This window comes from Polaromonas sp. P1_E3 (genome assembly GCF_056405935.1).
In genome coordinates this window covers 1-25152 of record NZ_JBFUBD010000030.1, presented here as the reverse complement: position 1 = coordinate 25152, position 25152 = coordinate 1, and the positions used below count along the sequence as shown (strand labels likewise).

Here is a 25152-nt window from a genome sequence, read left to right as displayed (position 1 = left end):
TTATTGAATGTCGCCGTCGACATAGTACCAACGGCCTTCCTCGCGCACGAAGCGGCTGCGTTCATGCAGGCGAACGGCCGGGCTGCCGGGGTTTTTCTGGCGGGCGACAAATTCGACTTCGGCGTGGGTGCCATCAATCTGCCGATGGCTGCGCACTTCGAGGCCCAGCCATTTCACGCCGGGGTCAAACTCGATGGACGCGGGCCGATGGCTGCTGTGCCAGGTGGCGAGCAGGTAGTCTGCGCGTTCGATCACAAAGGCGGTGTAGCGCGAGCGCATGAGGCACTCAGCATCGGGCGCAGGCTTGGCCTCGAAGTGGTCRAGGTAAGGGCTGCAGCAGTTGGCAAACAGCAGTGGCTTCTTCGCCGGGCCAGTGCGGCCGCAAGGACAGGGCTGGGACGGCTGCGGGCCCGGCATCACCCGCGCATCAGCCACAGGCGTTGTTGTTGGCGCGGGCCTTGCGCTCTTCCAGCGTTTCGGTGGGTGCGCCCTGCTTGACCCATTCGGCATAACCGCCGTCGATGTGCGCGACGTTGCGCATGCCCATGTCCTGCAGGGTTTTGGTGGCCAACGCGCTGCGCCAGCCGGCCCCGCAAAAGAGGATGAACTCCTTGCCTTCGTCGGCAAACAGGGGCTTGTGGTACGGGGACTCCGGGTCTACCCAGAACTCGAGCATGCCGCGCGGTGCGTGAAAGCTGCCCACCACGGTGCCGGCTGTCAGCTCACGCACATCGCGGATATCAACGATCTGCACCTTGGGGTCGCTGAGTTTTGACCTGGCCTCTGCCACGGAATAAGTTTTGACCTGCGCCATGGCCTCGTCGACCAGTGCGCGGAATCCTTTGGTGATGGGCATGCTCTGTCTCCTGCTGTGGATAGCGAACCAATGGCGATGAGGTCCGCATCGGCAAGTTTACGGTCTGTCCAAATCAAGCCGGGGCCGCGGAACCGGCTTTGCCGGGCCGCAGGCGCAGCGGCCCCCTCGGGGGGCAGGGAACGACACGAAGTGCGCGACCGTGGGGGCTAAAGTGTTCGATTAATGATAATTTTCTGGACGTCCGAGGTGCCTTCATAAATCTGGCACACACGCACGTCGCGGTAAATGCGCTCCACCGGGAAGTCACTCACATACCCATAACCGCCCAAAGTCTGGATGGCGGCGCTGCAGACTTCTTCGGCCATTTCGCTGGCAAAAAGCTTGGCCATGGCGGCTTCCTTCAAACATGGCAGGCCGGCGTCGCGCAGGCTGGCCGCATGCCAGATCAGCTGGCGGGCGGCCTCGATTTTGGTGGCGCAATCAGCCAGGCGAAAGCCTACGGCCTGGTGGTTGAAGATGGCAGTGCCAAAGCTCTGGCGCTCTTTGGCGTAGCTGAGGGCAAACTCAAACGCACTGCGCGCCATGCCCACGCTTTGCGCGGCGATGCCGATGCGCCCACCTTCGAGCGCGCCCAGGGCAATCTTGTAGCCCTCGCCTTCGCTGCCGATCAGGTTGTCGGCCGGGATGCGGCAGTTGTCAAAATTGATTTGCGCGGTGTCGCTGGAATGCTGTCCCAGCTTGTCTTCAAGCCGCGCCACCCCATAGCCCGGCGCGCTGGTGGGCACGATGAAGGCACTCATGCCTTTTTTGCCGGCGCCCTTGTCGGTCACCGCAATCACGATGGCTGCGTGTCCATTTTTTCCGCTGGTGATGAACTGCTTCACACCATTGATGACATAGCCGTCGCCGTCTTTCACTGCCGTGGTGCGCAGTGATGACGCGTCGCTGCCCACGTGCGGCTCGGTCAGGCAGAAGACGCCGAGCATTTCACCCTGGGCCAGCGGTGTCAGCCACTGCTTTTTCTGCTGCGCATTGCCGTAACGCATCAGAATGGCATTGACCGGGCAGTTGGTGACGCTGATGGCGGTGCTGGTGCCACCGTCGCCGGCAGCGATTTCCTCGAGCACCAGCGCAAGCGTGAGGTAGTCGAGGTTGGCGCCGCCGAATTCTTCGGGCACGCAGATGCCGTAAGCGCCGAGTGCGGCCAGGCCTTTGTGCGCTTCGACGGGGAAGTGGTGTTCCTTGTCCCAGCGCGCGGCGTGGGGCCAGAGCTCGGCCTGCGCAAACTCGCGCACCGCATCGCGGATCATGGTTTGGTCTTGGGTCAGGATCATCGGAATCTTTCAGTGGAGTGCAAGGCTCACCAGGTGCTGAAGCGGCGGCCGTCGTAGTCAAGAAAAGCGCCCTTGTGTCCGGGCTTGAGCCCGGCCAGCGTCTTGCGCATGGCCGAGACGCTTTGTTCAACGGTCAGCTTGCCGCCGGGGCCGCCCATGTCGGTCTGCACCCAGCCGGGCGACAGCGCGACCATGATGGCCTTGGGGTAGTCATGCTGGGCAGACGCCACGGCCATGTTGAGCGCGRCCTTGCTGACGCGGTAGGTCCAGTTGCTGCTGGACGTTACCTCGCCAATGCAACCCATGCCGCTGGTGATGAAGGCGAAGCGGCCCTTGCCGCCGCCTCCGAGCCGTGAGGCCTCGACCATGGGCGCGACCTGCGGGATGGCCTGCATGGCGCCCAGCACATTGGTGTGCATGGTGTGGTCAAAGACTTCGCGCGTCGGAGGGCTCAATGCATCGCCCTGCGGAAACACGCCGGCCACGTAGAGCGCAATGTCGATCGCTTCGCCGTCCAGCAGCCAGGCCAGGCCGCTGATGCTGGCGGGCTCGGCCACGTCCAGCCGCAAGGCCTTGGCGCCTAGGCCCTTGAGGCGTTGCAGGCCTTCGTCGTCACGGGCAGTGGCGATGACCTGCGCGCCCTCGGCCAGGTACTGGCGGGCGAGTTCGAGGCCTATGCCGCGTGATGCGCCGATGATGAGAACTTTCACGATTCAGCCTGCAAACTCGAAGTACTTCGACCATGACGGATCGAATTCGCTGCGCAGATCGGCGTCCGCAAGAGAGGCCGCACGCACGCTGGCGTTGATCATTTCAAGCGCTGCGGGCAAGTCGCCAACGTAGTAATGGGCCATGCGCTCGCCGTTGCGCAACATGGTGTGCGACAGGATGCCTGCATGCTGGAGCTCAAGCCGGGTGGCGATCTGGTCCTGGAGGTCACGGGCGGTGTCGAGCGTTGCCTGGTCGTGCGCGGGCAGCCGGAGCTCGACCGCATGGCCAAGGTCCGGCCTGGCTGCCACGGCATTGGCGCTGTCGTTGACAGACACGATCGCGTGGTTGCCTTCGYCGTCGCTTTCAAAGGCAAGCGTCAGCGTGGACCACCGGTCTTCGCCAACCGGGAAAAGCCCCGTATGCCCCAGGTCGCCGGTCCAGAAGCTGTCCATCACGGCGCCGAACTGATGCAGCGGCGTAGCGTGAATGACCTCGCCGGAAAACTCGTCAACGAAGTCCACCACCCCGACCTTGATCGCGAAGTCGTACTCGCCCAGCACATGGTCAAGCATGATGAAGGCCATGTTGCGCGCGTGGTCCTGCATGTCACTGGGCAGCTCGCGGTCGAACTTGACCTCGATACCCACCTGCCCCTCGTCGGCGAAATGGCCGATCAGCAGCTCGGAGGTGGCGAGCTCGAAATCGTCCATGCGGATCGGAAAATCGGGTTCTTCGGTGCGGCTGCGAAAAGCGCGGAGGGTGTAGTGCTTCAGGGGAGGCGCCTGCTTCACAAAATCCATGAGCAGCGGAAAACGGTCTTTGGAGCCGTGGGCCGTGGCGATCATGTCGATATGCTGATCACCGTCGTTGGCCGACATTTCAAGCGCCAGGCCTTCGAGGTGCGCCTCAAGAACTTCGTTGATTTTTTCGACCTGCTCGCGCACCGGCTGCCTGACGAGGACTGCCTCGCCTTGCTGGAAGGCCAGCCAGAAGGCGTTGATGCGCTGGGCGAGCTCAGCGGGCGACAGTTCTTGCGGCGCTTCTTGCGTCATACCAGCTCGATCGCCATGGCCGTGCCTTCACCGCCGCCGATGCACAGGGTGGCAACGCCTTTCTTCAGGCCGCGGGCCTTGAGCGCGTGGATCAGCGTGACCAGGATGCGGGCGCCGCTGGCGCCGATGGGGTGGCCGAGTGCGCAGGCGCCGCCGTTGACGTTGACGATGTCGTGGCTGATGCCGAGCTCCTTCATCGCGGCCATGGGCACCACGGCAAAAGCCTCATTCACTTCCCACAGGTCCACATCTTTTACGCTCCAGCCGATTTTCTTGAGCAGCTTGTTGACCGCGCCCACCGGTGCGGTGGTGAACCATTCAGGGTCTTGCGCAAAGGTGGCGTGGCCAAGGATGCGGGCCACAGGCTTGGCGCCCAGCTCTTTGGCGGTCGACTCGCGCGCCAGCACCAGGGCGGCGGCGCCGTCGTTGATGGACGAGCTGGAGGCTGCGGTGATGGTGCCGTCTTTCTTAAAGGCGGGCTTGAGCGTGGGGATCTTGTCGAGCTTGACCTTGCCCGGGCCTTCGTCGATGGAGATGACCGTGTCGCCGCTGCGGCCCTTGACGGTGACAGGCGTGATCTCGGCCTTAAAGGCGCCGGACTCGGTGGCGGCCTTGGCGCGGTTGACGCTGGCGGTGGCGAAGGCGTCTTGTGCTTCGCGGGTGAACTTGTATTTGTCGGCGCACTGCTCGCCGAAGGTGCCCATGGCGCGGCCGGGCTCGTAGGCGTCTTCCAGGCCGTCAAGCATCATGTGGTCATAGATGCGGTCGTGGCCGATGCGCACGCCGCTGCGGCCCTTGAGCAGAAGGTGGGGCGCGTTGGTCATGCTTTCCATGCCGCCGGAGACCATCACGTCGCGGCTGCCGGCCACAAGCTGGTCATGCGCGAGCATGGTGGCTTCCATGCCGGAGCCGCACATCTTGGAGAGCGTGACGGCGCCCACGCTGGCGGGCAGGCCGCCCTTGAAGCCGGCCTGGCGTGCCGGCGCCTGGCCCTGGCCGGCCATGAGGCAATTGCCGAACAGTACTTCGTCGACTTTTTCAGGCGCAATGCCCGAACGCTCGATGGCGGCCTTGATGGCATAACCGCCCAGGTCGTGGGCCGAGAGGCTGGTGAAGTCGCCCTGGAAGCCGCCCATGGGGGTGCGGGCTGCGCCGAGGATGACGATGGAATCAGGCATGAGGTTCTCCTTGAAAAAAAACGATGAAAAGTGAAGGGGTGCGGCGGCGTTATGGACTGCTTTACGGCTGCGCCGCAACGCGCGTGAAAGTGCCCAGGCCTTGCTGGTTGTAGTGCTCGAGGGTGATCTGGTTGCCGCTGAACGTAACCCTGGAAAGCGAATCCGGCGGGGCGCTGTCATTGAGCGGCACAAACGTAAAGGTATCGCCGTCCCAGTGCTGCAGGGGAAAGACCAGCTGGGGTGCGGCGCCTATGCGCAGCTCAAGTGCGCCCTGCGCCGTGCGCACGACTTGCAGCGGGCCGTGGTAGCTGTTGCGCCAGGTGCCGGTATAAGCCTCAAGCGGCTGCGGCGGCGCGGGCTGCGCGGGACGCGGCTTGCCGGCGAGTTCGCCCTGCGGCTTGAAGACAGCGGCAAAGGCGGGGGCGTACACGTCGAACCAGTCTTGCCGCGCGGCGCCGTATTGCACCAGATCGTTGAATTGCGCGACCAGCGCTTCGGCAATGCCGGTGGGCCAGGCGTTGGTGAGCACCACGATGCCCACGTTGGCCGACGGCATGACGGCGAAGTTGGTGGACGCGCCCCAGGAAAATGCGCCGTTGTGGCTCAGCAGGATGCGGCCCGCTTCGGTGGTGTCGACTGAAAATCCATAGCCGTAGTGAATGGGGCGCTGGCCCGGCGCAGAGGCCTCGCGTGCGATGGCCTTGGGTGTGAGGGCGGGCATCAGTGCGGCTGCGGGCACCAGCTGCCCACCGGGGCCGGCGCCTCCGGACAGCACAAAGGACATCCATCTGGCGACATCCCTGGCCGATGAACTGACGCCGCCGGAGGGCTGCTGGCGGTCGGTATTGAAACCCGTGGACCAGTTCTGCCGGCCGAGGATGTAGCCACGCTCGGGGCCGATGACAAACACACCGTTTTCCTTGACATGCCCCACCGCGCGGTTCGGCCTGGCCAGGAAATCCGCAAACCGTGAGCTGGTGGAGGCCATGCCCAGCGGCTTGTAGAGCACCTGCTCCGAGAGGCTGGCCCAGTCGGTGCCGGCCGCAGCGGCCACCGCCATTGCGGCGCCCGTCATGCCGTAGTTGGTATAGGCGTAGGACGAACGAAACGGTGTCAACGGCAGCTGGCTGAAGCTGCGCAGGATGTCTTGCTGCGGATAGCCGAGCTCTTCCAGCGTGTCGCCGGCGTGGTCGGGCAGACCGGAGCGGTGCGCGTACAGGTCGCCGATGGTGATGTTTTCGCTGGCGTAGGCATTGCCCAGGGTAAAGCCGGGCAGGTGCTTGCGCATGGGTGTTTCCCAGGTGACCTTGCCGGCGCCGACCTGCTGCGCGACCACGGTGGCGCCTATCGGCTTGGACATGGACGCGAGCTGGAAAACAGTGTCGGCATCGACGGGCTGCGGGGATCCGGCCGCGCGCACACCAAAGCCTTTGGCATAAACGAGGCGGTTGCCCTGCACCACAGCCACGGCCATGCCCGGAATGCCGGTGCGCTGCATCAACTGCGCGGCCAGGCCGTCGATCCGGCCGATGGCGCGCTCAATCTGCTCGGGCGCGGGCGGGCTTTGGGCAAAGGCAGACGGGGCGCCGGCCACGGCGGCCGCGAGCCATGCCAGAGGCAACAGGCCTGGGGAGAAGAGTCGGGACATCATCAGCGTCTCCTTCACGTCACAAGGTCTGAAAGGCGTCCATCGTCATCCCGGCCTGCCTCAGGGCGTCAGGCCGCTGAGGCCCGTGAGCACGGGCTCGGGCGGCAGTTGCGTGAGCACCTCGTCGTCGGGTGCGCCGGGGCTGTGCAGCTTGATGAAGCGCTTTTCGCGTTCGTAGGGAAACACGTCGTGCACATGGCCGGCCTGGATGCGTGCCTGGTGGCTTTGCCAGAAATGGGCATCGAGCAGGTCGCCGTGGTGCTTCATGAAGACTTCGCGCACCGCGTCATTGCCGAGCAGGAAGGGGCCAAAGGTTTCAGGGAACACGTCTTTGGGGCCGACGGAATACCAGACCTCGCCGCTCATTTCTTCTTCTTCGTTGCGCGGCGCAGGCACCTTGCGGAAGTTGCAGTCGGTGATGTATTCGATCTCGTCGTAGTCGTAGAACACGACCTTGCCGTGGCGCGTGATGCCGAAGTTCTTCCAGAGCATGTCGCCGGGAAAGATGTTTGCGGCGACCAGGTCCTTGATGGCGTTGCCGTACTCGACCACGGCGCGCTCGATCTGGTCTTTGGCGGCGGGTTCCTGCACGCCGGCGTCAAACGCTTCCTGCAAGTAGATGTTGAGCGGGATCATGCGGCGCTCGATGTAGACGTGCTTGATGATGACTTCGGTCGCGCCGTCGCCGTCGCGGTCGCTGATCTCGAGCTGGCTGGGCGCGAATTTCTCGATCTCGGCGATCAGCTCATCGTCGAAGCGTTCACGCGGGAAGGCCACTTCGCTGTATTCCTGCGTGTCGGCCATGCGGCCCACGCGGTCATGCTGCTTGACCAGCAGGTACTTGCCCTTGATCTGTTCGCGCGTCGTGTCTTTTTGCGGCGGGTAGTAGTCCTTGATGACCTTGAACACGTAAGGAAACGAGGGCAGGTCGAACACCAGCATGACCATGCCCTTGATGCCGGGCGCAATACGGAACTTGTCGGTGGAATGCCGCAGGTGGTACAAAAAGTCGCGGTAAAAAAGCGTCTTGCCCTGCTTGGCCAGGCCCAGCGCGTTGTAGATTTCAGCCCGCGGCATGTGCGGCATCATGCTGCGCAAAAACTGCACATAGGCCGAGGGGATGCCCATGTCGACCATGAAGTAGGCGCGCGCAAAGCTGAACAGGATGAGAAGGTCGTCTTCACCAAACAGCGCGGCGTCAATGACCAGCTTGCCTGCCTTGTTGTGCAGAACGGGCAGCGCGAACGGCACTTCATTGAAGCCGTTGATGATCTTGCCGACGACGTAGGCGCCCTTGTTGCGGAAAAACAGGCTGGTCAGCACCTGGATCTGGAAATTGGCGCGCAGCTTGACGTCGGTGAGCCGCCCGCTGATGGCTTCGAGCACATAACCCGCGTCGCGCTCCAGGTCGTCGAACGGCAGGCGCAGGTCGAAGTCGCGCACCAGCTGCAGCAACACCTCGCGCATGTTGCCGCGGGTGGGGTAGTAGGCGCGGTAGGTCGGCTGCGACACCAGCTCGTCGTTCTCGATGTATTCGGTGCTGACGGCCGGCCGCACAAAGATGAAGTCGTTCTGGAAGTAGCTGCGGTGCAGGATCTTGGTGGTGACCGAGTTGAAAAACGTTTCGGCCAGCTCGGGCTGGTGGTGGTTGACGAGCAGGCCGATGTAATGCAGCTTGACCTGCTGCCAGACGTCCATGGGCTGGTCGCCGGCCTTGAACTCCCGCTCCAGGCGCATGGACGCCTCGCGCACACGCAGGTCGTAAAACTCGATGCGCTCGCGCTGGGCGCGCTGCTGGCCATGCCAGTCTGCGGTTTCAAAGCGGTGCTTGGCGCGCGCGGACTCGGTGCGAAAGAGCTGGTAGTGGCGGTTGAAGCCATCCATCATCGCCTTGGCGATGTCGTAGGCAATGCTCGAGTCCAGGCGTTGGGGAAACATGGCGTTGCCCGGTCAGACCAGCTGCTGCTGCAAACCGCCGCCGGCGCGGGTGCTCCAGATGTCCCACACGCGGTCGACGGCCTTGCTGTAAAGCCTGTCGAGTGCCTCGGGGCCCGCAACGCTCATCTGCAAATCCTGCAGCAGGCCGTCATGCACGCCGAAGGCCCAGCCGTGCACGGTGACCTCCTGGCCGCGGGCCCAGGCATCGACCATGACGGTGCTGACCGAGACGTTGACCACCTGCTCGATCACGTTGATGTCGCACAGCGCCTTGGCGCGCACGTCTTCGGGCAGGCTATCGAGCAGCTGGCGGTGGCGATGGCGCACGTCCTGGATGTGGCGCAGCCAGTTGTCGGCAAGACCAATGCGCGCACCTTCCAGCGCTGCCTGCACGCCCGAGCAGCCGTAGTGGCCGACCACCATGATGTCCTTGACCTTGAGCCGCTCCACCGCGAACTGGATGGCCGAGAGCGCATTGAGGTCGGAGTGCACGACGATGTTGGCAACGTTGCGGTGCACGAACACCTCACCGGGCTCCAGCCCGGTGATCTGGTTGGCGGGCACGCGGCTGTCGGAGCAGCCTATCCACATGTACCTGGGTGTCTGCTGCTTGACAAGGCTGGTGAAGAAGCCGGGGCGCTCGGCTTCCATCTGCGCGGCCCAGGCGCGGTTGTGGGCGAAGAGGTCTTGGAGCGATGTGGTCATAGGCGTATTTTCGCCTGCCTGCGGGGATGCCGTCCGGCAAGCGGCTGAAAGTCATGTTTCATCGATCGCCTTCGCCTTCAACAGTGCTTTTTCGGCCAGGCATTGATCGGTAAATGCGGCCGTTGCCCTGGCGCTTTCCTCGGGGCTCGATGGGGTGGGATTCGGCCCGGATTTCACGACGGACGCGTCAATCAGCAAAGGGCCTTCTCCGGAAAAATCGCAGACAAAACGGTACCCTCCGTCCGGGAGCGAGCCTTTCAGCATCTTTCGGGTCTGGTACAGCTTGCCGCTCTGATAGCACCACCGCTCGACCTCACCGTCACCCTGGACAAAGCCGCTCAGGCAGCGGTCCCCTTCGCGTTCATAGAATGCCGCCTTGTTGCCCCCCGCGAGAAGCGGGCGCAGGTTTTTGAAGTCGGGCGAGGGGCCGTGCGAATACATCAACTGCTGGGCGGGAAAAGGATTTGCGGCGCCGTGGCTGTATTCAAACAGCGTGAGGTTTCCCATGCTGGCCCACTTGAACTGCTCACAACCTGTGTGAAGCGTCTGGCCCTTGGCGGTAAAACCCATGGGTTCGTCAAGGTCGATGCTGATGGTTGTGCCGTCCCGCAAGGTGAGGCCGACAGCGTACGCCGCGAAACGGCCTTTCAGGGCGAGCACGGCTTCTTCGGAAACCTCCCCCACTCTTGAGGCATCCAGAAAAACGTTCACGGCCTTTCCGCGCAGCGATTCGGGGACGCCGCATTCGAACGTAGCGTCGGCCTGCGGCACTGCGGCGTAGGGCAGGGGCTCATCCTTTTCGCAGGCACCTAGAAGCGCGCCAAGCACGAGCACGGGAAGCCACTTCGCCGTCCGGCGCAGCGCAGGTATCAACAAATCCATCGGGAAGATCATTTTCAAATCAGCGTCACATGGTCTCGGCGAACAATTCGCGCCCGATCAGCATGCGGCGGATCTCGCTGGTGCCGGCACCGATTTCATAGAGCTTGGCGTCGCGCCAGAGGCGGCCCAGCGGGTATTCGTTGATGTAGCCGTTGCCGCCGTAAATCTGCACGCCCTCGCCGGCCATCCAGGTGGCTTTTTCGGCACACCAGAGGATGACGGAGGCGCAGTCCTTGCGCACCTGCCGCACGTGGTCGGTGCCCAGCATGTCGAGGTTTTTGGCGACCGTGTAGGCAAACGAGCGGCCGGCCTGCAGCACGGTGTACATGTCGGCGACCTTGCCCTGGATGAGCTGGAACTCGCCGATGCTCTGGCCGAATTGCTTGCGGTCGTGGATGTAGGGGACGACGTTGTCCATGACGGACTGCATGATGCCGAGCGGCCCGCCCGTGAGCACGGCGCGTTCGTAGTCAAGGCCGCTCATCAGCACCTTGGCGCCGCTGTTGAGGCCGCCGAGGATCTGGCTTGCCGGCACTTCGACGTTGTTGAAGACGAGCTCGCCGGTGTGGCTGCCGCGCATGCCGAGCTTGTCGAGTTTTTGCGCGACAGAAAAGCCCTTCATGCCTTTTTCAATCAGGAAGGCGGTGACGCCGCGCGCGCCGAGTTCGGGTTCGGTCTTGGCATAGACAACCAGGGTGTCGGCGTCGGGGCCATTGGTGATCCACATCTTGCTGCCGTTGAGCAGGTAGTAGCCCCCCTTGTCTTCGGCCTTGAGCTTCATGCTGATGACGTCGCTGCCGGCGCCGGGCTCGCTCATGGCGAGTGCGCCTACATGTTCGCCGGTGATGAGTTTGGGCAGGTATTTTTTGCGCTGCTCGTCGGTGCCGTTGCGCTTGATCTGGTTGACGCAGAGGTTGCTGTGCGCGCCGTACGACAGCCCCACCGAGGCGCTGGCACGGCTGATTTCTTCCATGGCGATCATGTGGGCCAGGTAGCCCATGTTGGCGCCGCCGTATTCCTCTCCGACAGTGATGCCAAGCACGCCGAGCGATCCCATTTTTTGCCACAGGTCCATCGGGAACTGGTCGCTGCGGTCGACTTCGGCGGCGCGCGGGGCGATTTCAGCCTGGGCGAATTCGCGCACCGCGTCGCGCAGGGCATCGATGTCTTCACCGAGCTGGAAGTTGAGTCCGGGCATGTTGGTCATGGTGGGCTTTCTGGAAGCGATTGATGAGAGATGAATGAGGGGCTAGTAGGTTTTGGGCACAGGCACCAGCGTTTGCTGCATCAGTGCGCAGGCGCTTTCCTTGCCATCAGGGCCGACGTGCGTGACTTCAGCGGCTGTGACGATGATGCGCTTGCCGGCCTTGACGACACGGCCCAGGGCCCGCAGCTCGCCGTCCCTGAAACCGGCCATGAAGTTGATCTTGTATTCGACCGTGGTGACTTCGGAGTCGTCCGCAGCCATGGTCAGCGCGGCATAGCCGCCAGCGATATCGGCCAGCGCGCCCATCGCGCCGCCGTGAAAGCTGCCCTGCTGCTGCGTCACGCGCTCCGAATAAGGCAAGGCCACCTCGCACAGGCCCGGCTCCACGCGCAGCAGGTGCGCGCCCAGGTGCTGCATCAGGCCCTGGCGCAAAAAGCTGGCTTCAATGCGGCGAAACAGTGCGGACGGTGCGGCGGTTGAATCCATGGAAGACCCTTAGAACGGATAAAAGGCGGCTCTTGTTTTAGTTGACGTTTACGTAAACGTCAATTATGGCCTATTTGCGGCCGGCCTGGCTTGCCCCGGCCGGGCCAGGGGGCAAACGGCGGGGCCCGCCCCCGGCCTCTTTGCCAAGGCTAGGGTTTGCCGGCCTTGGCCTTTTCGGTCTTGACGAGCAGGGCCTTGGCTTCTTTTTCGTGGGTGCGGATTTCGTCGAGGTTGGCCTGCAGGTCCAGCATCTGGGCTTCGAGCTTCTTGCGGTGCTCTGTCAGGATGGCCAGGAATTTCTTGAGCTGAGGMGCGGTGTCGCGCGGGCTGTCATAGGAGTCGATGATTTCCTTGGCCTCGACCAGCGACAGGCCCAGGCGCTTGGCGCGCAGGGTGAGCTTGAGGCGGGTGCGGTCGCGCGCGGTGTACACGCGGTTGCGTCCGCCGGCGCCTTCGCGCTGGGGCTGCAACAGTCCCATGTCTTCGTAAAAACGCATGGCGCGCGTCGTCAGGTCAAACTCTTTTGCCAGGTCGCTGATGGTGTAGGTGGTGGCCATGATGGATCTCTGGAAACTCGGGCGACAGCGCGAAAGAGGCGCGGTCCCTACAATGGTTGTGTATGACGTTTACGTAAACGTCAAATATACCGTGAATATGCCATGAACCTCCTTGAGCAGCAACTGCACTACCCTTTTGGCGACACCTTGCCCGAGTCAGGCATGACGATGGAGGTGGCGCCGGGTGTCAGGTGGATACGCATGGCCCTGCCCTTCGCGCTGAACCACATCAACTTGTGGCTGCTGCGCGATGAGATCGACGACCCGGACCGGGCGGGCGAGAAGATCCAGGGCTGGACCATCGTGGACTGCTGCATCAGCCGGGAAGAATCCAAAGCGCAGTGGGAAGCGATTTTTGCCACCCAGCTGGAGGGCCTGCCGGTGCTGCGCGTCGTCGTGACGCACATGCACCCCGACCACATTGGCCTGGCGCACTGGTTGTGTGAGCGCTGGACCACGCCCAGCCACGTGTGCATGTTGTGGATCAGCGCAACCGACTATCTTTCGGCCCGCATCGGCTCACAAAGCACCACCGGCTTCGGCGGGGAAAGCGCCGCGCGCTTTTTCGCCGCGCACGGACTGGTGGACCCGGAATCCGTCGAAAAAATCCGCGGCCGTGCCAGCTACTACCCCGGCATGGTGCCGGCGGTTCCGGCCAGCTATGTCCGCATCATGGACGGCATGGTGGTGCGTATCGGCGGGCGCGACTGGCGCTGCATCAGCGGCTACGGCCATGCGCCGGAGCACATAGCGCTGCACAGCGCAGAGTTGAACACCCTGATCAGCGGCGACATGGTGTTGCCGCGCATTTCAACGAATGTAAGCGTGTACGACATGGAGCCGGAATCGAACGCGCTCACGCTGTTCCTGGAATCCATCGACAAATTCCTGCCCCTGCCCGAGGACACGCTGGTGCTGCCTTCGCACGGCAAGCCGTTTCGCGGCCTTCACACACGCATAGGCCAGCTGCACGACCACCACAGAGACCGGCTGGCGGAAGTGATGGATGCCTGCACTGCCGCGCCGTGCAGCGCGGCAGACATCCTGCCCATCATGTTCCCGCGCAAGCTGGACCTGCATCAGACCACCTTCGCCATGGGCGAAGCGGTGGCGCACTTGCACGCGCTGTGGTTTGGTGGAAAGCTGACGCGGCGGCTGGACGCCGACGGGATTTACCGTTTCAGCAGCGTTAGTCCGTAAGCGGGGCTACGCTGGGCGCTATGTTTTTAGTAGCTGCTCGCGCTCGTCTGTATTGGCCTACAGCCCGATTAAGCACATAAGAATGCAATGGATGGCTGTGGGGCCCGCTCTTTACCAGCCGGGGCCGCGGAACCGGCTTTGCCGGGCCGCAGGCGCAGCGGCCCCCTCGGGGGGCAGGAAGCTACACGCAGTGAGCGACCGTGGGGGCCACATCCAGCGTGGGGGCTCAAGCCCTCCACTTCCGGTTAGCCGTCACCAAAGCGGTGAGGTAACCGTGCAGCCATTCAAAGTTGACAGGCTTTTTCAGCAGGTGGGCATGTTGCGGCAGGCCCCCGCGGGCCTCGATGGCGTCGGGCGCCAGGCCACTGATCACCACGATCTGCATGTCGGCCAGCTGCACGTTGCGCTTGAGTGTCTTGAGCATTTCAATGCCGTCCACACCGGGCATGGACAGGTCGGTGATCAGCAGGTCGGGCCGCATGCTGGCGATGTCCATCATGGCTTCCAGGGCAGACGGCATCCAGGTGCAATCAACCGGAAGGTCCCATTCTTCAAACTGGCAGCGGTACAACTCACGGGTGTCTTCGTCGTCTTCCACCATCAAAACCCGCAGGCGGCTTTTGGGGTCGGTGTCGACACGCGACAGCTGTGGGCTGTTTTTGGCCAGGTAGGCGTTGATGGACTGCAGCGCAATGCGGCGGTGCCCGCCCAGCGTCTTCCACGCCTCGATTTCCCCTTTTTCCACCAGGGACTGCACCGTGGCAACGGAGAGCCCCAGCAGCTTGGCCGCATAGCTGGTGCCGCAGTAATCCTCGCTGGAGAAATCCGCTGCCGTGATCGCGGCCTCGAAGGACTTGGGTTCACGCGCCATGGCAGGCCGAACGGGGGATGGAGTGTTTCATCTTGCGCATTTTAATCAATTCGACTCAATGGCTCCGTGAATAATGATAGTGAGCATCAACTAACGCCTGCGGGGCGTCAGGCCGACCCCGGCGCAGTGGGCAAGGTGAAGAAAAACGTGGCGCCTTTGCCGGGTGCCGCCTCGGCCCACAACCGGCCACCGTGCCGCTTGATCACACGGCTGACGGTCGCCAGCCCGATGCCGGTACCCGGGAACTCCGCAACCGCATGCAGGCGCTGAAACGGCGTGAAGAGCTTGTCGGCGTACGCCATGTCAAAGCCGGCGCCRTTGTCCCTGACAAAAAACTCCGGCAGCCCTGCGGCGTCCAGCCGGGATCCCACGGTGATTTCGCTGACGGGTTGCTGGGAACTGAACTTCCAGGCATTGCCGATCAGGTTCTCCATCACCACCCGGACCAGCCGGCTGTCGCCTTGGGCGTTCAGGCCTTTTTCAATATGGACCACAACCTTGCGTTCGGGATCGCGGACCTGCCATTCGTCCAGGATGATGCGGGCCAGGGCGGACAGGTCCACCGCCTTGTTGTTAAGCGTCGTGCGCGAGACCTGCGCCAGCGACAGCAAATCTTCAATCAGTTGCCCCATCTGCGCCACACCGGCCTGGATGCGCGCCAGGTAATGCACCACCTTCTCGTTGGCGTTGGCGCCCAGGTGTTTGCCCAGCAGGCGGCTGAAGCCGTCCACGGTGTTCAAGGGCGAGCGGAGGTCGTGCGACACGGAATAGGAAAACGCTTCGAGTTCCTGGTTAGACAGGCGCAAGGCGGCTTCAATGGCCTTGATCTCGGTGATGTCCGCGTCGATGCCCACCCAGAACGCCACTTCGCCGCGTTCGTCCAGCACGGGCGACGCGCGGTAGGACATGGTGTGCAGGCCGTCACGGGCCAGCACGCGGCGTATGCCCGAGTATTGCGACCGCGTCGCCCTGGCCACCTGCCAGCGGGCTTTCACGTCAGGCAGGTCGTCCGGATGGATGGCAGCAAACCACTGCGTGCCGGTCCAGTCCTCCATCTTGCCGCCCGCCAGCTCAAACCAGGCGCGGTTGAAGTAGGTGGCCGCGCCTTCGGGGTCGCTGGTCCACACCACCTGGGGGGCCTGCTCGGCCAGGGCTTTGAAGAGCGCCTGCTGGCGTTCCAGCGCCAGCGTGCGGTCCGCCACTTTCTGCTCCAGTCCTGTGTTGAGCTGGCTGACCTCCTCAATCAGGCGGGAGTTCTGGATGGCGATGGACGCGAGCTGGGCGAGCTCAAGCGCAACGTATTCGTCCTCCTGCGTGAACTCACCTTCATATTTATCCGACAGCTGGAGCAAGCCGATGTTCTTGCCGTCGCGACCCGTCAGCGGCACGGCCAGCCAGCCGCGCATGACCGGATGCTTGTCGGCATAGCTGCCGAAGCCGCGCCAGCGCGGATGCGCCTCGAGTTCGGCCTGCGTCATGCGCATGGAGCGGTTGGTCTGGCAGACCAGGGCGTAAATGCCGGTGCCGTCGGGCGGCTCGATCAGGCCCCGGTACTTTGCGTACTTCTCGGAAAGCGACAGGGCATTGATGGCCTGCCCCCAGTCGCTGTTCACGGTCAGGCTGACGATCGCCTGGTGCGCACCTATCACGCCGCGCGCCTGCTCGGCCACCTCGTGCATGGTGCTTTCGAGTGTCTGGTGCCAGGTGATGGCCTGGGCGGCATCCGCGGCGCGCTGCAAGGTGAACAGATGCTCCTGGACTTCATTTTCGACCTTGACCTGGGCCGAGATATCCAGGGCCAGTACAAACCGCGCCGGCCGGCCGGCGTACCGCACCGAGGTTGAAAAGGGCCGGGCCGTAAAAAACGAGCCATCCTTGCGGCGATGCTCCCACCGCTCCTTCACAACCAGCGGCGAGGCGGCCTGCTGGGCCCGCAGGTTTTTGGCCTCCGCCTCGGTGCGGATGTCGTAGATCGTCATCGACAGGAATTCTTCCATCGAATAGCCATAACTCTTGACGGCCGCCTGGTTCACCGTGAGGAAGCGGCAGGTTTCGGAGTCAAAAACCCACATCGGAATCGGCGCCATTTCGAACAGGGCCGCGTAGCGGTGTTCGCTTTCAACCAGGGCCTGATCTGCCAGCTTGCGCTTGGTGATGTCGCGCTGCACCGCGACCCAGTGGGTGTATTGGCCTTTGGCGTCGGCGATCGGGACAATATCGAGCTCCAGCCAGAACTCCTGGCCGCTCTTGGTGTAGTTGATGAGCTCGGCGCGCACCGGCTGCCATTTTTCGAGGGCGGCCTTGATGCGGTCGAGCTCGTCCCGTTGCGTTTTGGGGCCTTGCAGCAGGCGCGGCGTCTTGCCCAGTACCTCTTCGCGCGTATAACCGGTGCGGCGCTCAAAAGCGTCGTTGACAAAGATGATGCGAGGGCCGGAACTGTCGACGGGCCCGGCCTCGGTAATGAGCACGATGTCGTTGAGGCGCGATACGGCGGTTTCCAGAAGGCGCAGATGGGCCTGCGCTTCGTGCTGCTCGGTGATGTCCTGCAGCACACCGACAAGGCTCACGACCTTGCCGTCCTGCTGCAGTGCGCGGCCCTGGGTGCGCACCCAGATCCGCCGGCCCTTTGCCGTGATGAGCGGCAGCTCCAGGTCCCACGGGACGCCCTGTTGCATGGCGGCCTGGGCGACAGACCGGATGGTGCGCCGCGCTTCAGGTGCGTAAAAGTCGAGCGCCTCTTCAGCCCCGAGACCGTCCGCCGGATCAAGCTCGTGAATGCGGTAGATCTCGTCAGACCAATAGGGCGTCATGGTGTCGACAACGACCTCCCATCCGCCGACCTTGCCCAGCGCACCCGTACGGTTCAGCAGCTCGGTGCTGCGGGCGACCACCAGCTCGGCGCGCTTGCGGTCGGTAATTTCCTGGATCACGCCCGAGCGGCGCTGGCCCGATGGCGCCCCGTCGCCCGGCGGCGCTTCCTCGGTGCGGCCGAACAGGTGAACCCATCGGGTTTCCCCTGCAGATGTGACGACGCGAAACTCAATGTCCAGCGGCTGGTTGGTCCGCACGGCCAGGTCCCGTCTTTCCTTGAAGGCCTGGCGGTCACCGGGATGCACCAGCTGCATGAACCCGCCATGGGTCCGGTCGAAAGTCGCGCGGTCAACGCCCAGCACTTCATACACCTCGTCAGACCACCAGCTCTCGTTGGTGACGGTGTCGAGCTGCCAGTAGCCGATGCGGCCCAGGCGCTGCGCATCCCGCAGTTTCTGCTGGATGGCCTCGCTGTTGGCCAGTTCGGCCTCGAGGACGCTGCGATGCTGCTCAAGCGACTCCGCCATGCGGTTAAAACCGGCGGATATCCTGGCGAACTCCCCCAGGTCGTCCGGCTGGCCTGGCGGGATCCGGACATCCAGCTGGCCGTTCTGCAGCTGGCGGATGGCATCAAGAATGTTCCGGGTGGGCTCCATGATTGCGCGCCCGCCGATGACCCAGGCGATGCCGCCCCCGACAAAGGCCACCAGCGACAGCACCACAAGCTCCAGCCACAGCTGCTCGCGGCTGGCGCCGACGACGAGCCGGTGGTCCAGGCTGACCGATACAAAAAAAGCGGCGTTGGCGTCCGTGCTGCTGGGCATGTAGGCCCACAGACGGCGCTGGCCGGCGCCATCCGGGCCGTCGCTGGTTCCGGCACGCATTTGTTGCGCGGCCGCCTTCAGCACGGGGCTTTTTGCCACCTGCCCGATACGTATGGGAAGGTCGGGCTTGCCTGCCAGCAGCACGCCGCCGCGGTCATGTATGCCAAGGGCGGCGCCGGGCGGCAACTGGATGTCCATGGTGGACTTCGCCATCTCGGCCAGGTCGACCGAAGCGAAGGCCACGATGTCTACACGCCCCTCCTTGTCCAGCAAGGGCAATGCAAATGAGATGGAAGGGCGGCCCGTGGCCCGCCCCACAATGTATTCACCCGCCACAAAGGTGCGCTGCGCCATGGCGTTGCGAAAGTAAGCGCGGTCTCCGACATAACCCAGCCGCACGCCTTCCTGCCCGTTGCACAGTGCGTAGCCGTCAGGGCCCACGATGCCGAAGTTGGCATAAAGCGGAAACAGTTTTTTGATTTCCACCAGGTAGCGGTTGCAGCGGTCGCCGTTGCCGTCCCGCAGGCCGGGCACGTGGACGATCGCCGTCAGCACCTGCCGGGCCGATTCTGCGAGGCGCTGCTGGCTCGATGCAGCCAGCGAGGTGGCAAATTGAAGGTCGCCCTGGGCACGCTCGACAGCGGTGTCGGCGTTATACACAGCCTTGAAGATGGACAGCCCGAACATCGGCACGATCGCCACCAGAACGAGCATGACAAGGCGGGTCCGCAGGGTGACAGGAACCTTCATGGCATCAATGCTGCAGGCTCCGGCACCTGGTGAGTCTGGGCCACCGGCGCATCACGGGATGTCAGCCTGCTGCGATGGATTCGTTGACGCCCAGCCAGTACGCCTGCAGGCGGTTGAGCTTTTCGGTCAACCCCCCAAAATCGACGGGCTTGCGGACAAACCCGTTGGCCCCGCTCTGGTAACACGCCACGATGTCCGAGCGTTCGCTGGAAGACGTCAGCATGACGACCGGCACCAGAGCGGTCAGGGGATTGGCCCGCACGCTGCGCAGCACATCCAGACCGGAGAGTTTGGGCAGCTTCATGTCGAGCAGGATGAACGCCGGCTGCTTTTGTGTGTCGCGTCCGGCATGGGCGCCTTGCCCGAAAAGAAAGTCCAGTGCCTGCACCCCGTCCCGGGCAACGGCAATCTCGGCGGTGACGCCTTGCTCCTCGAGGGTCAAAACGGTCAGTTCCAGGTGGTCCGGATTGTCTTCAACTACAAGTATGAGTTTGTCGTTCATGTGGACTTCAGGTGCACGGAGTCAATCCCTGTCTTTTGGTGTTTTTTCTGCCTTTCTCATATTACCAAGTAAAGAAACGCCGCAGTATTGTGATTTGTACCCCCTTGAGGGAGCGCAAACGCGGCTTTCCGGCGCCACAGCGTGGGTTTACCAGCGCGGGATCGCTTCGTCCTTGAGCTGGCCGCGCAGCTCGGCATAGTCGGGCACCACCGCGCGCACGGTGTCCCAAAAGCGCGGGCTGTGGTCCATGACGCGCAAATGGCTCAATTCATGAACCACCACGTAGTCGATCACCGACTGCTTGAAATGGATCAGGCGCCAGTTCAGCCGTATGGAGCCATCGGCGCTGGCGCTGCCCCAGCGGGTGCCGGCGCTGGAAAGGCTGAGCTTGTGCCATTGCACGCCCAGGTGCGGCGCGAAGTGGTTGAGCCGCTCGGTAAAGATGCGCTTGGCCTGGCGCATCAGCCAGGCCTGCACGGCGTCGCGGATCTGCTCGGGCGTGGCATGGTGGGGCAGGCCTACGTGCAGCGTGAGCTGCGCCACACCCGGCAAAGTGCCGTTGGCCGCATCGCTGTTGCCCTGCAACAGCACGTCGGGGGCCGCGGTCCCGGTTTTAAGCTCGGCGCCGACTCCGCCGAAAGCGTGCCGCGGATCGATCACCACAATGACCTGGTCGCCCAGAAAAGGCAGCGTGGTGCCGTCCTTCCAGTCAATGCGTGCGGACTCCAGCCGTTCATGGCGGGCGCGGGTTTCCTGCAGCTTGGCCAGGATCCAGCCCGATTTTTCGAGCACGGCCTTGTCGATCTCATAAAGCGGCACCCACTTGGGCGCGCTGACCGTGAGGCCGTCGGCGCCGGCTGAAAAGCCGATGGTCTTGCGTTTGCTGCGCCGGAACTCGTAAGCCACCAGCACGCCGTTCAGCACGGTCTCACGGCTGGCGCGGGGGTGGCGGAAAGTGGCCGGGGCCAGTGCCTGCTGGATGGTTTGCGCGGGAAGATGGGGGCCGACAAAATCGGCCGTTGCTATGTTTTCAATAGCTGGTGGCGCACGGCCATCGGGCGTTTCAGGCCTTTTTGGCTTGATTTTTCCCGGCTTGCGGGTGCCCGGGACTGCGGCTTTCGGCGCAGGCTCGGAATCAAACAGGTCGAGCGTGAACTGAAGAAGCCGTTGCATCATGGCAGTTTAGCTTGACAGCATGGGCAGGCTGGCCGCTCAGGTATTGGGGGCGACGGGTGTGGCGGGCGCGGCAACCACTTCGCCCGCATAGGCTTCGGGATCAAGGCGCCGCATTTCTGCTTCGATCCAGGTTTCCACCTCGCGCATCAGCTCGTCCGGCTGCCGGCCCGTGCTGTCGATCGGTTTGCCGATGGAGATGTCGACGATGCCCGGGGTTTTGATGAAGGCCTTGCGCGGCCAGCATTTGGCCGAGGTCACGGCAATCGGGATCACGGGCGCGCCGGTTTCGATGGCCAGGCGCGTGCCGCCGGATTTGTAGGTGCCCTTCTGGCCGCGCGGAATGCGCGTGCCTTCGGGGAACATGATGACCCAGGTGCCTTGCGCCATCAGGCGCTTGCCCTGCACGACGACCTTGTTGAAAGCCTGTGAGCGCTGGCTGCGGTCGATATGGATCATGTCCATGCGCGCCATGGCCCAGCCGAAGAACGGCACATAGAGCAGCTCCTTCTTGAACACATAGGCCAGGGGGTGCGGCATCAGTGTGGGCATGCAGAGGGTTTCCCAGGTACTCTGGTGCTTGAGCAGCAACACGGCGGCGCTGGTCTGGCCCGTAGGCAGGTTTTCCATGCCGGTGACCCGGTTCCTGATGCCCAGGATGAAGGTTCCGCCGCGGACCGCCACGCGCAGCCAGCCCGCGCACATCCAGTACATGGTGTTGCTGCTGACGAACAGGGAGGCAATCACCACAAAGGTCGCCCAGGGGATGATCGTGATGGCCATCCACAGCAGGTGAAGGATTGATCGAATCAGGCGCATGTCAAGGTTTCCGTATCAGGCAGGTTGTGGACGCTGGTGTACAGCAGTTTTCACCGTGTTTTAAGGCTCCAGCCCTTATGTGGCGAGCGCGAGCAGCTAGCATTTTTATAGCGCCACCTACAAGGCCACTTGCAGGGGCCGGGCGCTGCGTTCCAGGATGAAATCGGCAAAGGCCGACAAATCGGTGTGTACCTGCGTGCCTTCGGGCAGGCCCTCGGGCTGCCCGCCGCTGCGGTACCGCGCCGACTTGCCCGTCAGCACCAGGTGCGGCTCGCACCCGGCCGCCGCGCCGGCCTGCAGGTCGCGCAGCGAATCCCCGGCGGTGGGCACGCCCTTGAGCGGCACGCCGAAACGCGCACCGATCTGCTCGAAAAGCCCAGGCAGCGGCTTGCGGCAGGTGCAGCTGTCTTCGGGGGCGTGCGGACAGTAAAACACCGCATCGATGCGCCCGCCGACGGCAGCCAGCAGCTTGTGCATCTTGGCGTGCATGGCGTTGAGCGCTGCCACGTCGAAGAGGCCGCGCCCCAGCCCCGACTGGTTGGACGCAATCACGACGTGCCAGCCGGCATGGTTCAGGCGCGCAATGGCCTCCAGCGAACCCGGCAGCGGCAACCACTCGTCCGGTGCCTTGACGAAGTCGTCACTGTCGCTGTTGATGGTGCCGTCGCGGTCGAGGATGACAAGTTTCATAGGTTGGCCTCGAAAGATTTCAGGTGGCTAGTTTGGAAAGGTCGGCTACGCGGTTCATGGCTTGATGCAGCGTCGCCAGCAATCCCAGGCGGTTGGCGCGCAGCGCCGGATCTTCGGCGTTGACCATCACGCCGTCAAAGAAGGCATCGACTGGCGCCTTCAAGGCGGCCAACGCCTGCAGCGAAGCGGCGTAGTCGCCGGCGGCGAAAGCAGCTTCGGCTTTGGGCCCCACTGCCTTCAATGCGTCGGCAAGGGATTTCTCGGCGGCTTCCTGCAGCAGCTCAGGTTTGACGGCAGCTTCAACCGTGCCTTCGGCCTTCTTCAGGATGTTGCCGACACGTTTGTTGGCCGCCGCCAGTGCGGGTGCTTCAGGCAGCGCGGCAAAGGCACGCACGGCCGACAGGCGTTTGGCCACATCACCCAGGCGCTGCGGTTTGAGCGCCAGCACGGCATCGACCTCTTGCGCGCTGTAGCCCTGCTCGCGCAGGGAGCCGGCGAGGCGGTCGTAAATGAAGTCGACAAGAGCGCCCGACGCATCCTGGATCTTGTCGCCAAACACCGGCTGTGCGCCTTGCACCAGTTCCAGCAGGCCCAGAGGCAGGTCTTTTTCGACCAGCATGCGGATCACGCCCAGCGCATGGCGGCGCAGCGCAAACGGGTCTTTGTCGCCCGTCGGCAAATTGCCGATACCGAACATGCCGACCAGCGTTTCCAGTTTGTCGGCCAGTGCGACGATGACGCCGACGGTATTGCGCGGCAAATCGTCGCCGGCAAAACGCGGCTTGTAGTGGTCTTCAATGGCGTCGGCCACATCGGCGCTGAGGCCGTCGTTCAGCGCGTAATAGCGGCCCATGATGCCTTGCAGCTCGGGGAACTCGCCGACCATGTCGGTCACCAGGTCGGTCTTGGCCAACTCGGCGGCGCGCTGCACATCGGCCACATTGGCATTCAGGCGATTGGCAATGGCCTCGGCAATGGCGCGTACGCGCTGCGTGCGCTCACCCTGCGTGCCCAGCTTGTTGTGATACACCACCTTGCCCAGACCTTCAACGCGCGACTGCAAGGTTTTCTTGCGGTCCTGGTCAAAGAAAAATTTCGCATCGGCCAGGCGCGGGCGCACGACGCGCTCGTTGCCGCCAATCACGGCGCTGGCATCCGTCGGGCTGATATTGCTCACGACCAGAAACTTGTTGGTGAGCTTGCCCGACGCATCGAGCAGCGGGAAGTACTTCTGGTTGGCCTTCATCGTGAGGATCAGGCATTCCTGCGGCACGTCCAGGAATTCTTTTTCGAACTCGCAAATCAACACATTGGGGCGTTCGACCAGCGCGGTCACTTCGTCGAGCAGGGCATCGTCTTCAATCGCCCTGGCGCCGCCGCCGACTTTGGCTGCGGCTGCCGCAAGCTGCTTGATGATTTCGGCCTTGCGCGCGGCAAAGCTGGCGATCACGGCGCCGTCCTTTTGCAGCGTGGCGGCATAGGCGTCGGCATCCTTGAGCACCACCGGGTCGACGGCCGCTTCAAAGCGGTGGCCATGCGTGGTGTTGCCGGCTTTCAATCCCAACGCCTCAACGGCGACGACCGCGTTGCCGTGCAGCGCAACCAGGCCGTGCGCCGGACGGACGAATTTCACGTCGCTCCAGCCATCGGCCAGCTGGTAAGTCATGACTTTGGGAATCGGCAATTTGGCAATGGCTTCGAGCAGCGCCTTTTGCAGACCCTCTGTCAAAGTCGCACCCTTGACGTTGCTGTCGTAAAACAGCGCCTCTGCCTTGCCGTCGGGGGCGCGCTTGAGTCCGGCAACAGCCGACGCATCGGCGCCCAGCGCCTGCAGCTTTTTGAGCAGCGCGGGTGTGGCATTGCCCGACGCGTCCAGCCCCACCGCCACCGGCATGAGCTTTTGCGAAACAGCCTTGTCGGCCGCCTGGGCGGCCACCGCCGTAACATGCGCGGCCAGACGGCGTGGAGAGGCAAATGCCGTGAGGACCGAATCTGCCGCCGTCAGGCCCTGGGCCTTGAGCTGTTCGAACAGCACACCCGCAAAGGCATCGCCCAGCTTTTTGAGCGCCTTGGGCGGCAGCTCTTCGACAAACAGTTCAACAAGAAGATTTTGGGAGGCGTTCATGGGTTTTTTCGGGAATGTCGGAGCGCAAAAATGGCCAGGGCTGCCACCATCAGCGGCAGCCAGATGGTTTGGATCTCATTGAGCAACACGTCGGCGCCGCGTTGCGTGAAGAACCGGGAAAAGGAGACGGGCGACACCTCAACGGGCCGCCAGGGACTGAAAAACCGCTGGTCAGAAAACGGCCAGTAGAGGGGAATGGCCACGCCGCCATTGGTCAGGGTGTCCAGCAGGGGATGCGAAAACACGCACAGTGCGATCCACGCACAGCCTTGCCACGGCGCCAGTTTCCAGTGCCGCGCCAGCCACCAGCCAATGAAGCCCGCCACGAGCGCAAAGCCCAGGGTGTGGGTAAAGCCGCGATGCCCCCAGATACCGCCGTAATGGATGCCGAGCTTGAACGCGATGCCGTCAAAGTCGGGCAGGATGGCCGCGACCATGCCCGCCGCCAGCATGGAAGGCGGTATCCGCTTGCTGCCCAGCGCCACTGCGGCTGCAATGGGAACGGCGATGTGGGAAAAGATGGTGGGCATCGAAAATCAGCTCACCGTTTGGGTGTGGCATCGGCGTAGTGCAACACCGTGGGAAACGGATCGTAAAAATGGTGGAGCAGCTTGCGCCATGCCTGGTAAGGCTCTGACTGGCGGAACCCCACGGTGTGGTCTTCCAGCGTGTTCCAGCGCACCAGCAGCATGTAGTGGTGGTCGTTTTCCAGGCAGCGCTGCAACTCGTGGCCCTGGTAGCCGCCCATTGATGCGATGATGGCTTGCGCCTGGGCGAAAGCCGCCTCGAAAGCGGACGCTTCGCCTGGCTTGACCTGCAACTGGGCGATTTCCAGAATCATCAGGCGGCCTTCTTCGCCATCTGCTCTACCC

Annotated in this window: 23 protein-coding genes; 1 reads left to right on the top strand and 22 read right to left on the bottom strand. The window is 63.4% G+C overall.

The window, feature by feature from the left end; genetic code table 11:
- The 13 genes from AC1D0Z_RS07120 to AC1D0Z_RS07060 form a co-directional block, all read right to left on the bottom strand.
- Nucleotides 1-417: a YchJ family protein gene (locus AC1D0Z_RS07120; RefSeq protein WP_477657543.1), complete on the bottom strand. Its 417-nt coding sequence runs from the start codon at nt 415-417 to the stop codon at nt 1-3.
- Nucleotides 418-427: 10 nt separating this feature from the next.
- Nucleotides 428-856 (bottom strand): rhodanese-like domain-containing protein, encoded by a 429-nt coding sequence (locus AC1D0Z_RS07115; RefSeq protein WP_477657542.1) that lies wholly within the window; start codon nt 854-856, stop codon nt 428-430.
- 167 nt (nt 857-1023) lie between these two features.
- The gene (locus tag AC1D0Z_RS07110; protein WP_477657541.1) at nt 1024-2151 is read right to left on the bottom strand and encodes an acyl-CoA dehydrogenase family protein; all 1128 of its coding nucleotides are present in this window, start codon (nt 2149-2151) and stop codon (nt 1024-1026) included.
- Nucleotides 2152-2177: 26 nt separating this feature from the next.
- The gene (locus tag AC1D0Z_RS07105; protein WP_477657544.1) at nt 2178-2864 is read right to left on the bottom strand and encodes an SDR family oxidoreductase; all 687 of its coding nucleotides are present in this window, start codon (nt 2862-2864) and stop codon (nt 2178-2180) included.
- Complete coding sequence (locus tag AC1D0Z_RS07100) at nt 2865-3914, bottom strand: DUF695 domain-containing protein (protein ID WP_477657540.1); 1050 nt, start codon at nt 3912-3914, stop codon at nt 2865-2867.
- A complete protein-coding gene (locus AC1D0Z_RS07095; RefSeq protein WP_477657539.1) occupies nt 3911-5092 on the bottom strand; it encodes an acetyl-CoA C-acyltransferase in 1182 nt (393 codons plus the stop codon). The genes AC1D0Z_RS07100 and AC1D0Z_RS07095 overlap by 4 nt, the downstream gene beginning before the upstream one ends.
- A 61-nt stretch (nt 5093-5153) precedes the next feature.
- Nucleotides 5154-6743 (bottom strand): serine hydrolase, encoded by a 1590-nt coding sequence (locus AC1D0Z_RS07090; RefSeq protein WP_477657538.1) that lies wholly within the window; start codon nt 6741-6743, stop codon nt 5154-5156.
- 57 nt (nt 6744-6800) lie between these two features.
- Nucleotides 6801-8678 carry a bifunctional isocitrate dehydrogenase kinase/phosphatase gene (gene aceK / locus AC1D0Z_RS07085; protein ID WP_477657537.1) on the bottom strand — a complete coding sequence of 626 codons (1878 nt, stop codon included), beginning with the start codon at nt 8676-8678 and terminating at the stop codon, nt 6801-6803.
- Nucleotides 8679-8690: 12 nt separating this feature from the next.
- Nucleotides 8691-9383: a carbonate dehydratase gene (gene can, locus AC1D0Z_RS07080; protein WP_477657536.1), complete on the bottom strand. Its 693-nt coding sequence runs from the start codon at nt 9381-9383 to the stop codon at nt 8691-8693.
- Between the two features lie 51 nt (nt 9384-9434).
- On the bottom strand, nt 9435-10283 hold the full coding sequence (locus AC1D0Z_RS07075; RefSeq protein ID WP_477657535.1) for a hypothetical protein: 849 nt from the start codon (nt 10281-10283) through the stop codon (nt 9435-9437).
- Between the two features lie 7 nt (nt 10284-10290).
- A complete protein-coding gene (locus tag AC1D0Z_RS07070) occupies nt 10291-11472 on the bottom strand; it encodes an isovaleryl-CoA dehydrogenase (protein ID WP_477657534.1) in 1182 nt (393 codons plus the stop codon).
- Nucleotides 11473-11514: 42 nt separating this feature from the next.
- A complete protein-coding gene (locus AC1D0Z_RS07065) occupies nt 11515-11958 on the bottom strand; it encodes a PaaI family thioesterase (protein ID WP_477657533.1) in 444 nt (147 codons plus the stop codon).
- A 149-nt stretch (nt 11959-12107) separates the two neighbouring features.
- Complete coding sequence (locus tag AC1D0Z_RS07060; RefSeq protein WP_477657532.1) at nt 12108-12515, bottom strand: MerR family transcriptional regulator; 408 nt, start codon at nt 12513-12515, stop codon at nt 12108-12110.
- A gap of 102 nt (nt 12516-12617) precedes the next feature.
- Here AC1D0Z_RS07060 and AC1D0Z_RS07055 point away from each other — a divergent pair, with 102 nt between their 5' ends.
- Entirely contained in the window at nt 12618-13715 is a 1098-nt protein-coding gene (locus tag AC1D0Z_RS07055; RefSeq protein ID WP_477657531.1) for an MBL fold metallo-hydrolase, read from the top strand.
- Nucleotides 13716-13941: 226 nt separating this feature from the next.
- Here the strand turns inward: AC1D0Z_RS07055 and AC1D0Z_RS07050 are convergent, their stop codons facing one another.
- The 9 genes from AC1D0Z_RS07050 to AC1D0Z_RS07010 form a co-directional block, all read right to left on the bottom strand.
- Nucleotides 13942-14586, bottom strand: a complete 645-nt coding sequence (locus tag AC1D0Z_RS07050; RefSeq protein ID WP_477657530.1) for a response regulator — start codon at nt 14584-14586, stop codon at nt 13942-13944.
- Nucleotides 14587-14693: 107 nt separating this feature from the next.
- Nucleotides 14694-18971, bottom strand: coding sequence for a PAS domain S-box protein (locus tag AC1D0Z_RS07045; RefSeq protein ID WP_477657529.1), 4278 nt, complete (start codon nt 18969-18971; stop codon nt 14694-14696).
- A gap of 61 nt (nt 18972-19032) precedes the next feature.
- Nucleotides 19033-19473, bottom strand: a complete 441-nt coding sequence (locus tag AC1D0Z_RS07040; protein ID WP_477657528.1) for a response regulator — start codon at nt 19471-19473, stop codon at nt 19033-19035.
- Nucleotides 19474-19620: 147 nt separating this feature from the next.
- A complete protein-coding gene (locus AC1D0Z_RS07035; protein ID WP_477657527.1) occupies nt 19621-20646 on the bottom strand; it encodes a M48 family metallopeptidase in 1026 nt (341 codons plus the stop codon).
- Between the two features lie 39 nt (nt 20647-20685).
- A complete protein-coding gene (locus AC1D0Z_RS07030; protein WP_477657526.1) occupies nt 20686-21465 on the bottom strand; it encodes a lysophospholipid acyltransferase family protein in 780 nt (259 codons plus the stop codon).
- A gap of 117 nt (nt 21466-21582) precedes the next feature.
- Complete coding sequence (gmhB, locus tag AC1D0Z_RS07025) at nt 21583-22155, bottom strand: D-glycero-beta-D-manno-heptose 1,7-bisphosphate 7-phosphatase (protein ID WP_477657525.1); 573 nt, start codon at nt 22153-22155, stop codon at nt 21583-21585.
- Between the two features lie 19 nt (nt 22156-22174).
- Nucleotides 22175-24280 carry a glycine--tRNA ligase subunit beta gene (gene glyS, locus AC1D0Z_RS07020; RefSeq protein WP_477657524.1) on the bottom strand — a complete coding sequence of 702 codons (2106 nt, stop codon included), beginning with the start codon at nt 24278-24280 and terminating at the stop codon, nt 22175-22177.
- The gene (locus AC1D0Z_RS07015; RefSeq protein ID WP_477657523.1) at nt 24277-24810 is read right to left on the bottom strand and encodes a metal-dependent hydrolase; all 534 of its coding nucleotides are present in this window, start codon (nt 24808-24810) and stop codon (nt 24277-24279) included. Before AC1D0Z_RS07015 ends, glyS begins: the two co-directional genes overlap by 4 nt.
- 11 nt (nt 24811-24821) lie before the next feature.
- Nucleotides 24822-25121, bottom strand: coding sequence for an antibiotic biosynthesis monooxygenase family protein (locus tag AC1D0Z_RS07010; protein WP_477649325.1), 300 nt, complete (start codon nt 25119-25121; stop codon nt 24822-24824).
- Between the last annotated feature and the right edge of the window lie 31 nt (nt 25122-25152).

Excerpts from the sequence above, each read along its gene's own strand:
- AC1D0Z_RS07050 (WP_477657530.1), bottom strand. The coding sequence starts at position 14,586 with ATGGCGCGTGAACCCAAGTCCTTCGAGGCCGCGATCACGGCAGCGGAT.
- AC1D0Z_RS07040 (WP_477657528.1), bottom strand. The coding sequence starts at position 19,473 with ATGAACGACAAACTCATACTTGTAGTTGAAGACAATCCGGACCACCTG.
- AC1D0Z_RS07115 (WP_477657542.1), bottom strand. The coding sequence starts at position 856 with ATGCCCATCACCAAAGGATTCCGCGCACTGGTCGACGAGGCCATGGCG.
- glyS (WP_477657524.1), bottom strand. The coding sequence starts at position 24,280 with ATGAACGCCTCCCAAAATCTTCTTGTTGAACTGTTTGTCGAAGAGCTG.
- AC1D0Z_RS07010 (WP_477649325.1), bottom strand. The coding sequence starts at position 25,121 with ATGATTCTGGAAATCGCCCAGTTGCAGGTCAAGCCAGGCGAAGCGTCC.
- AC1D0Z_RS07035 (WP_477657527.1), bottom strand. The coding sequence starts at position 20,646 with ATGCAACGGCTTCTTCAGTTCACGCTCGACCTGTTTGATTCCGAGCCT.
- gmhB (WP_477657525.1), bottom strand. The coding sequence starts at position 22,155 with ATGAAACTTGTCATCCTCGACCGCGACGGCACCATCAACAGCGACAGT.
- AC1D0Z_RS07090 (WP_477657538.1), bottom strand. The coding sequence starts at position 6,743 with ATGATGTCCCGACTCTTCTCCCCAGGCCTGTTGCCTCTGGCATGGCTC.
- can (WP_477657536.1), bottom strand. The coding sequence starts at position 9,383 with ATGACCACATCGCTCCAAGACCTCTTCGCCCACAACCGCGCCTGGGCC.
- aceK (WP_477657537.1), bottom strand. The coding sequence starts at position 8,678 with ATGTTTCCCCAACGCCTGGACTCGAGCATTGCCTACGACATCGCCAAG.
- AC1D0Z_RS07015 (WP_477657523.1), bottom strand. The coding sequence starts at position 24,810 with ATGCCCACCATCTTTTCCCACATCGCCGTTCCCATTGCAGCCGCAGTG.
- AC1D0Z_RS07055 (WP_477657531.1), top strand. The coding sequence starts at position 12,618 with ATGAACCTCCTTGAGCAGCAACTGCACTACCCTTTTGGCGACACCTTG.
- AC1D0Z_RS07070 (WP_477657534.1), bottom strand. The coding sequence starts at position 11,472 with ATGACCAACATGCCCGGACTCAACTTCCAGCTCGGTGAAGACATCGAT.
- AC1D0Z_RS07065 (WP_477657533.1), bottom strand. The coding sequence starts at position 11,958 with ATGGATTCAACCGCCGCACCGTCCGCACTGTTTCGCCGCATTGAAGCC.
- AC1D0Z_RS07095 (WP_477657539.1), bottom strand. The coding sequence starts at position 5,092 with ATGCCTGATTCCATCGTCATCCTCGGCGCAGCCCGCACCCCCATGGGC.
- AC1D0Z_RS07110 (WP_477657541.1), bottom strand. The coding sequence starts at position 2,151 with ATGATCCTGACCCAAGACCAAACCATGATCCGCGATGCGGTGCGCGAG.
- AC1D0Z_RS07030 (WP_477657526.1), bottom strand. The coding sequence starts at position 21,465 with ATGCGCCTGATTCGATCAATCCTTCACCTGCTGTGGATGGCCATCACG.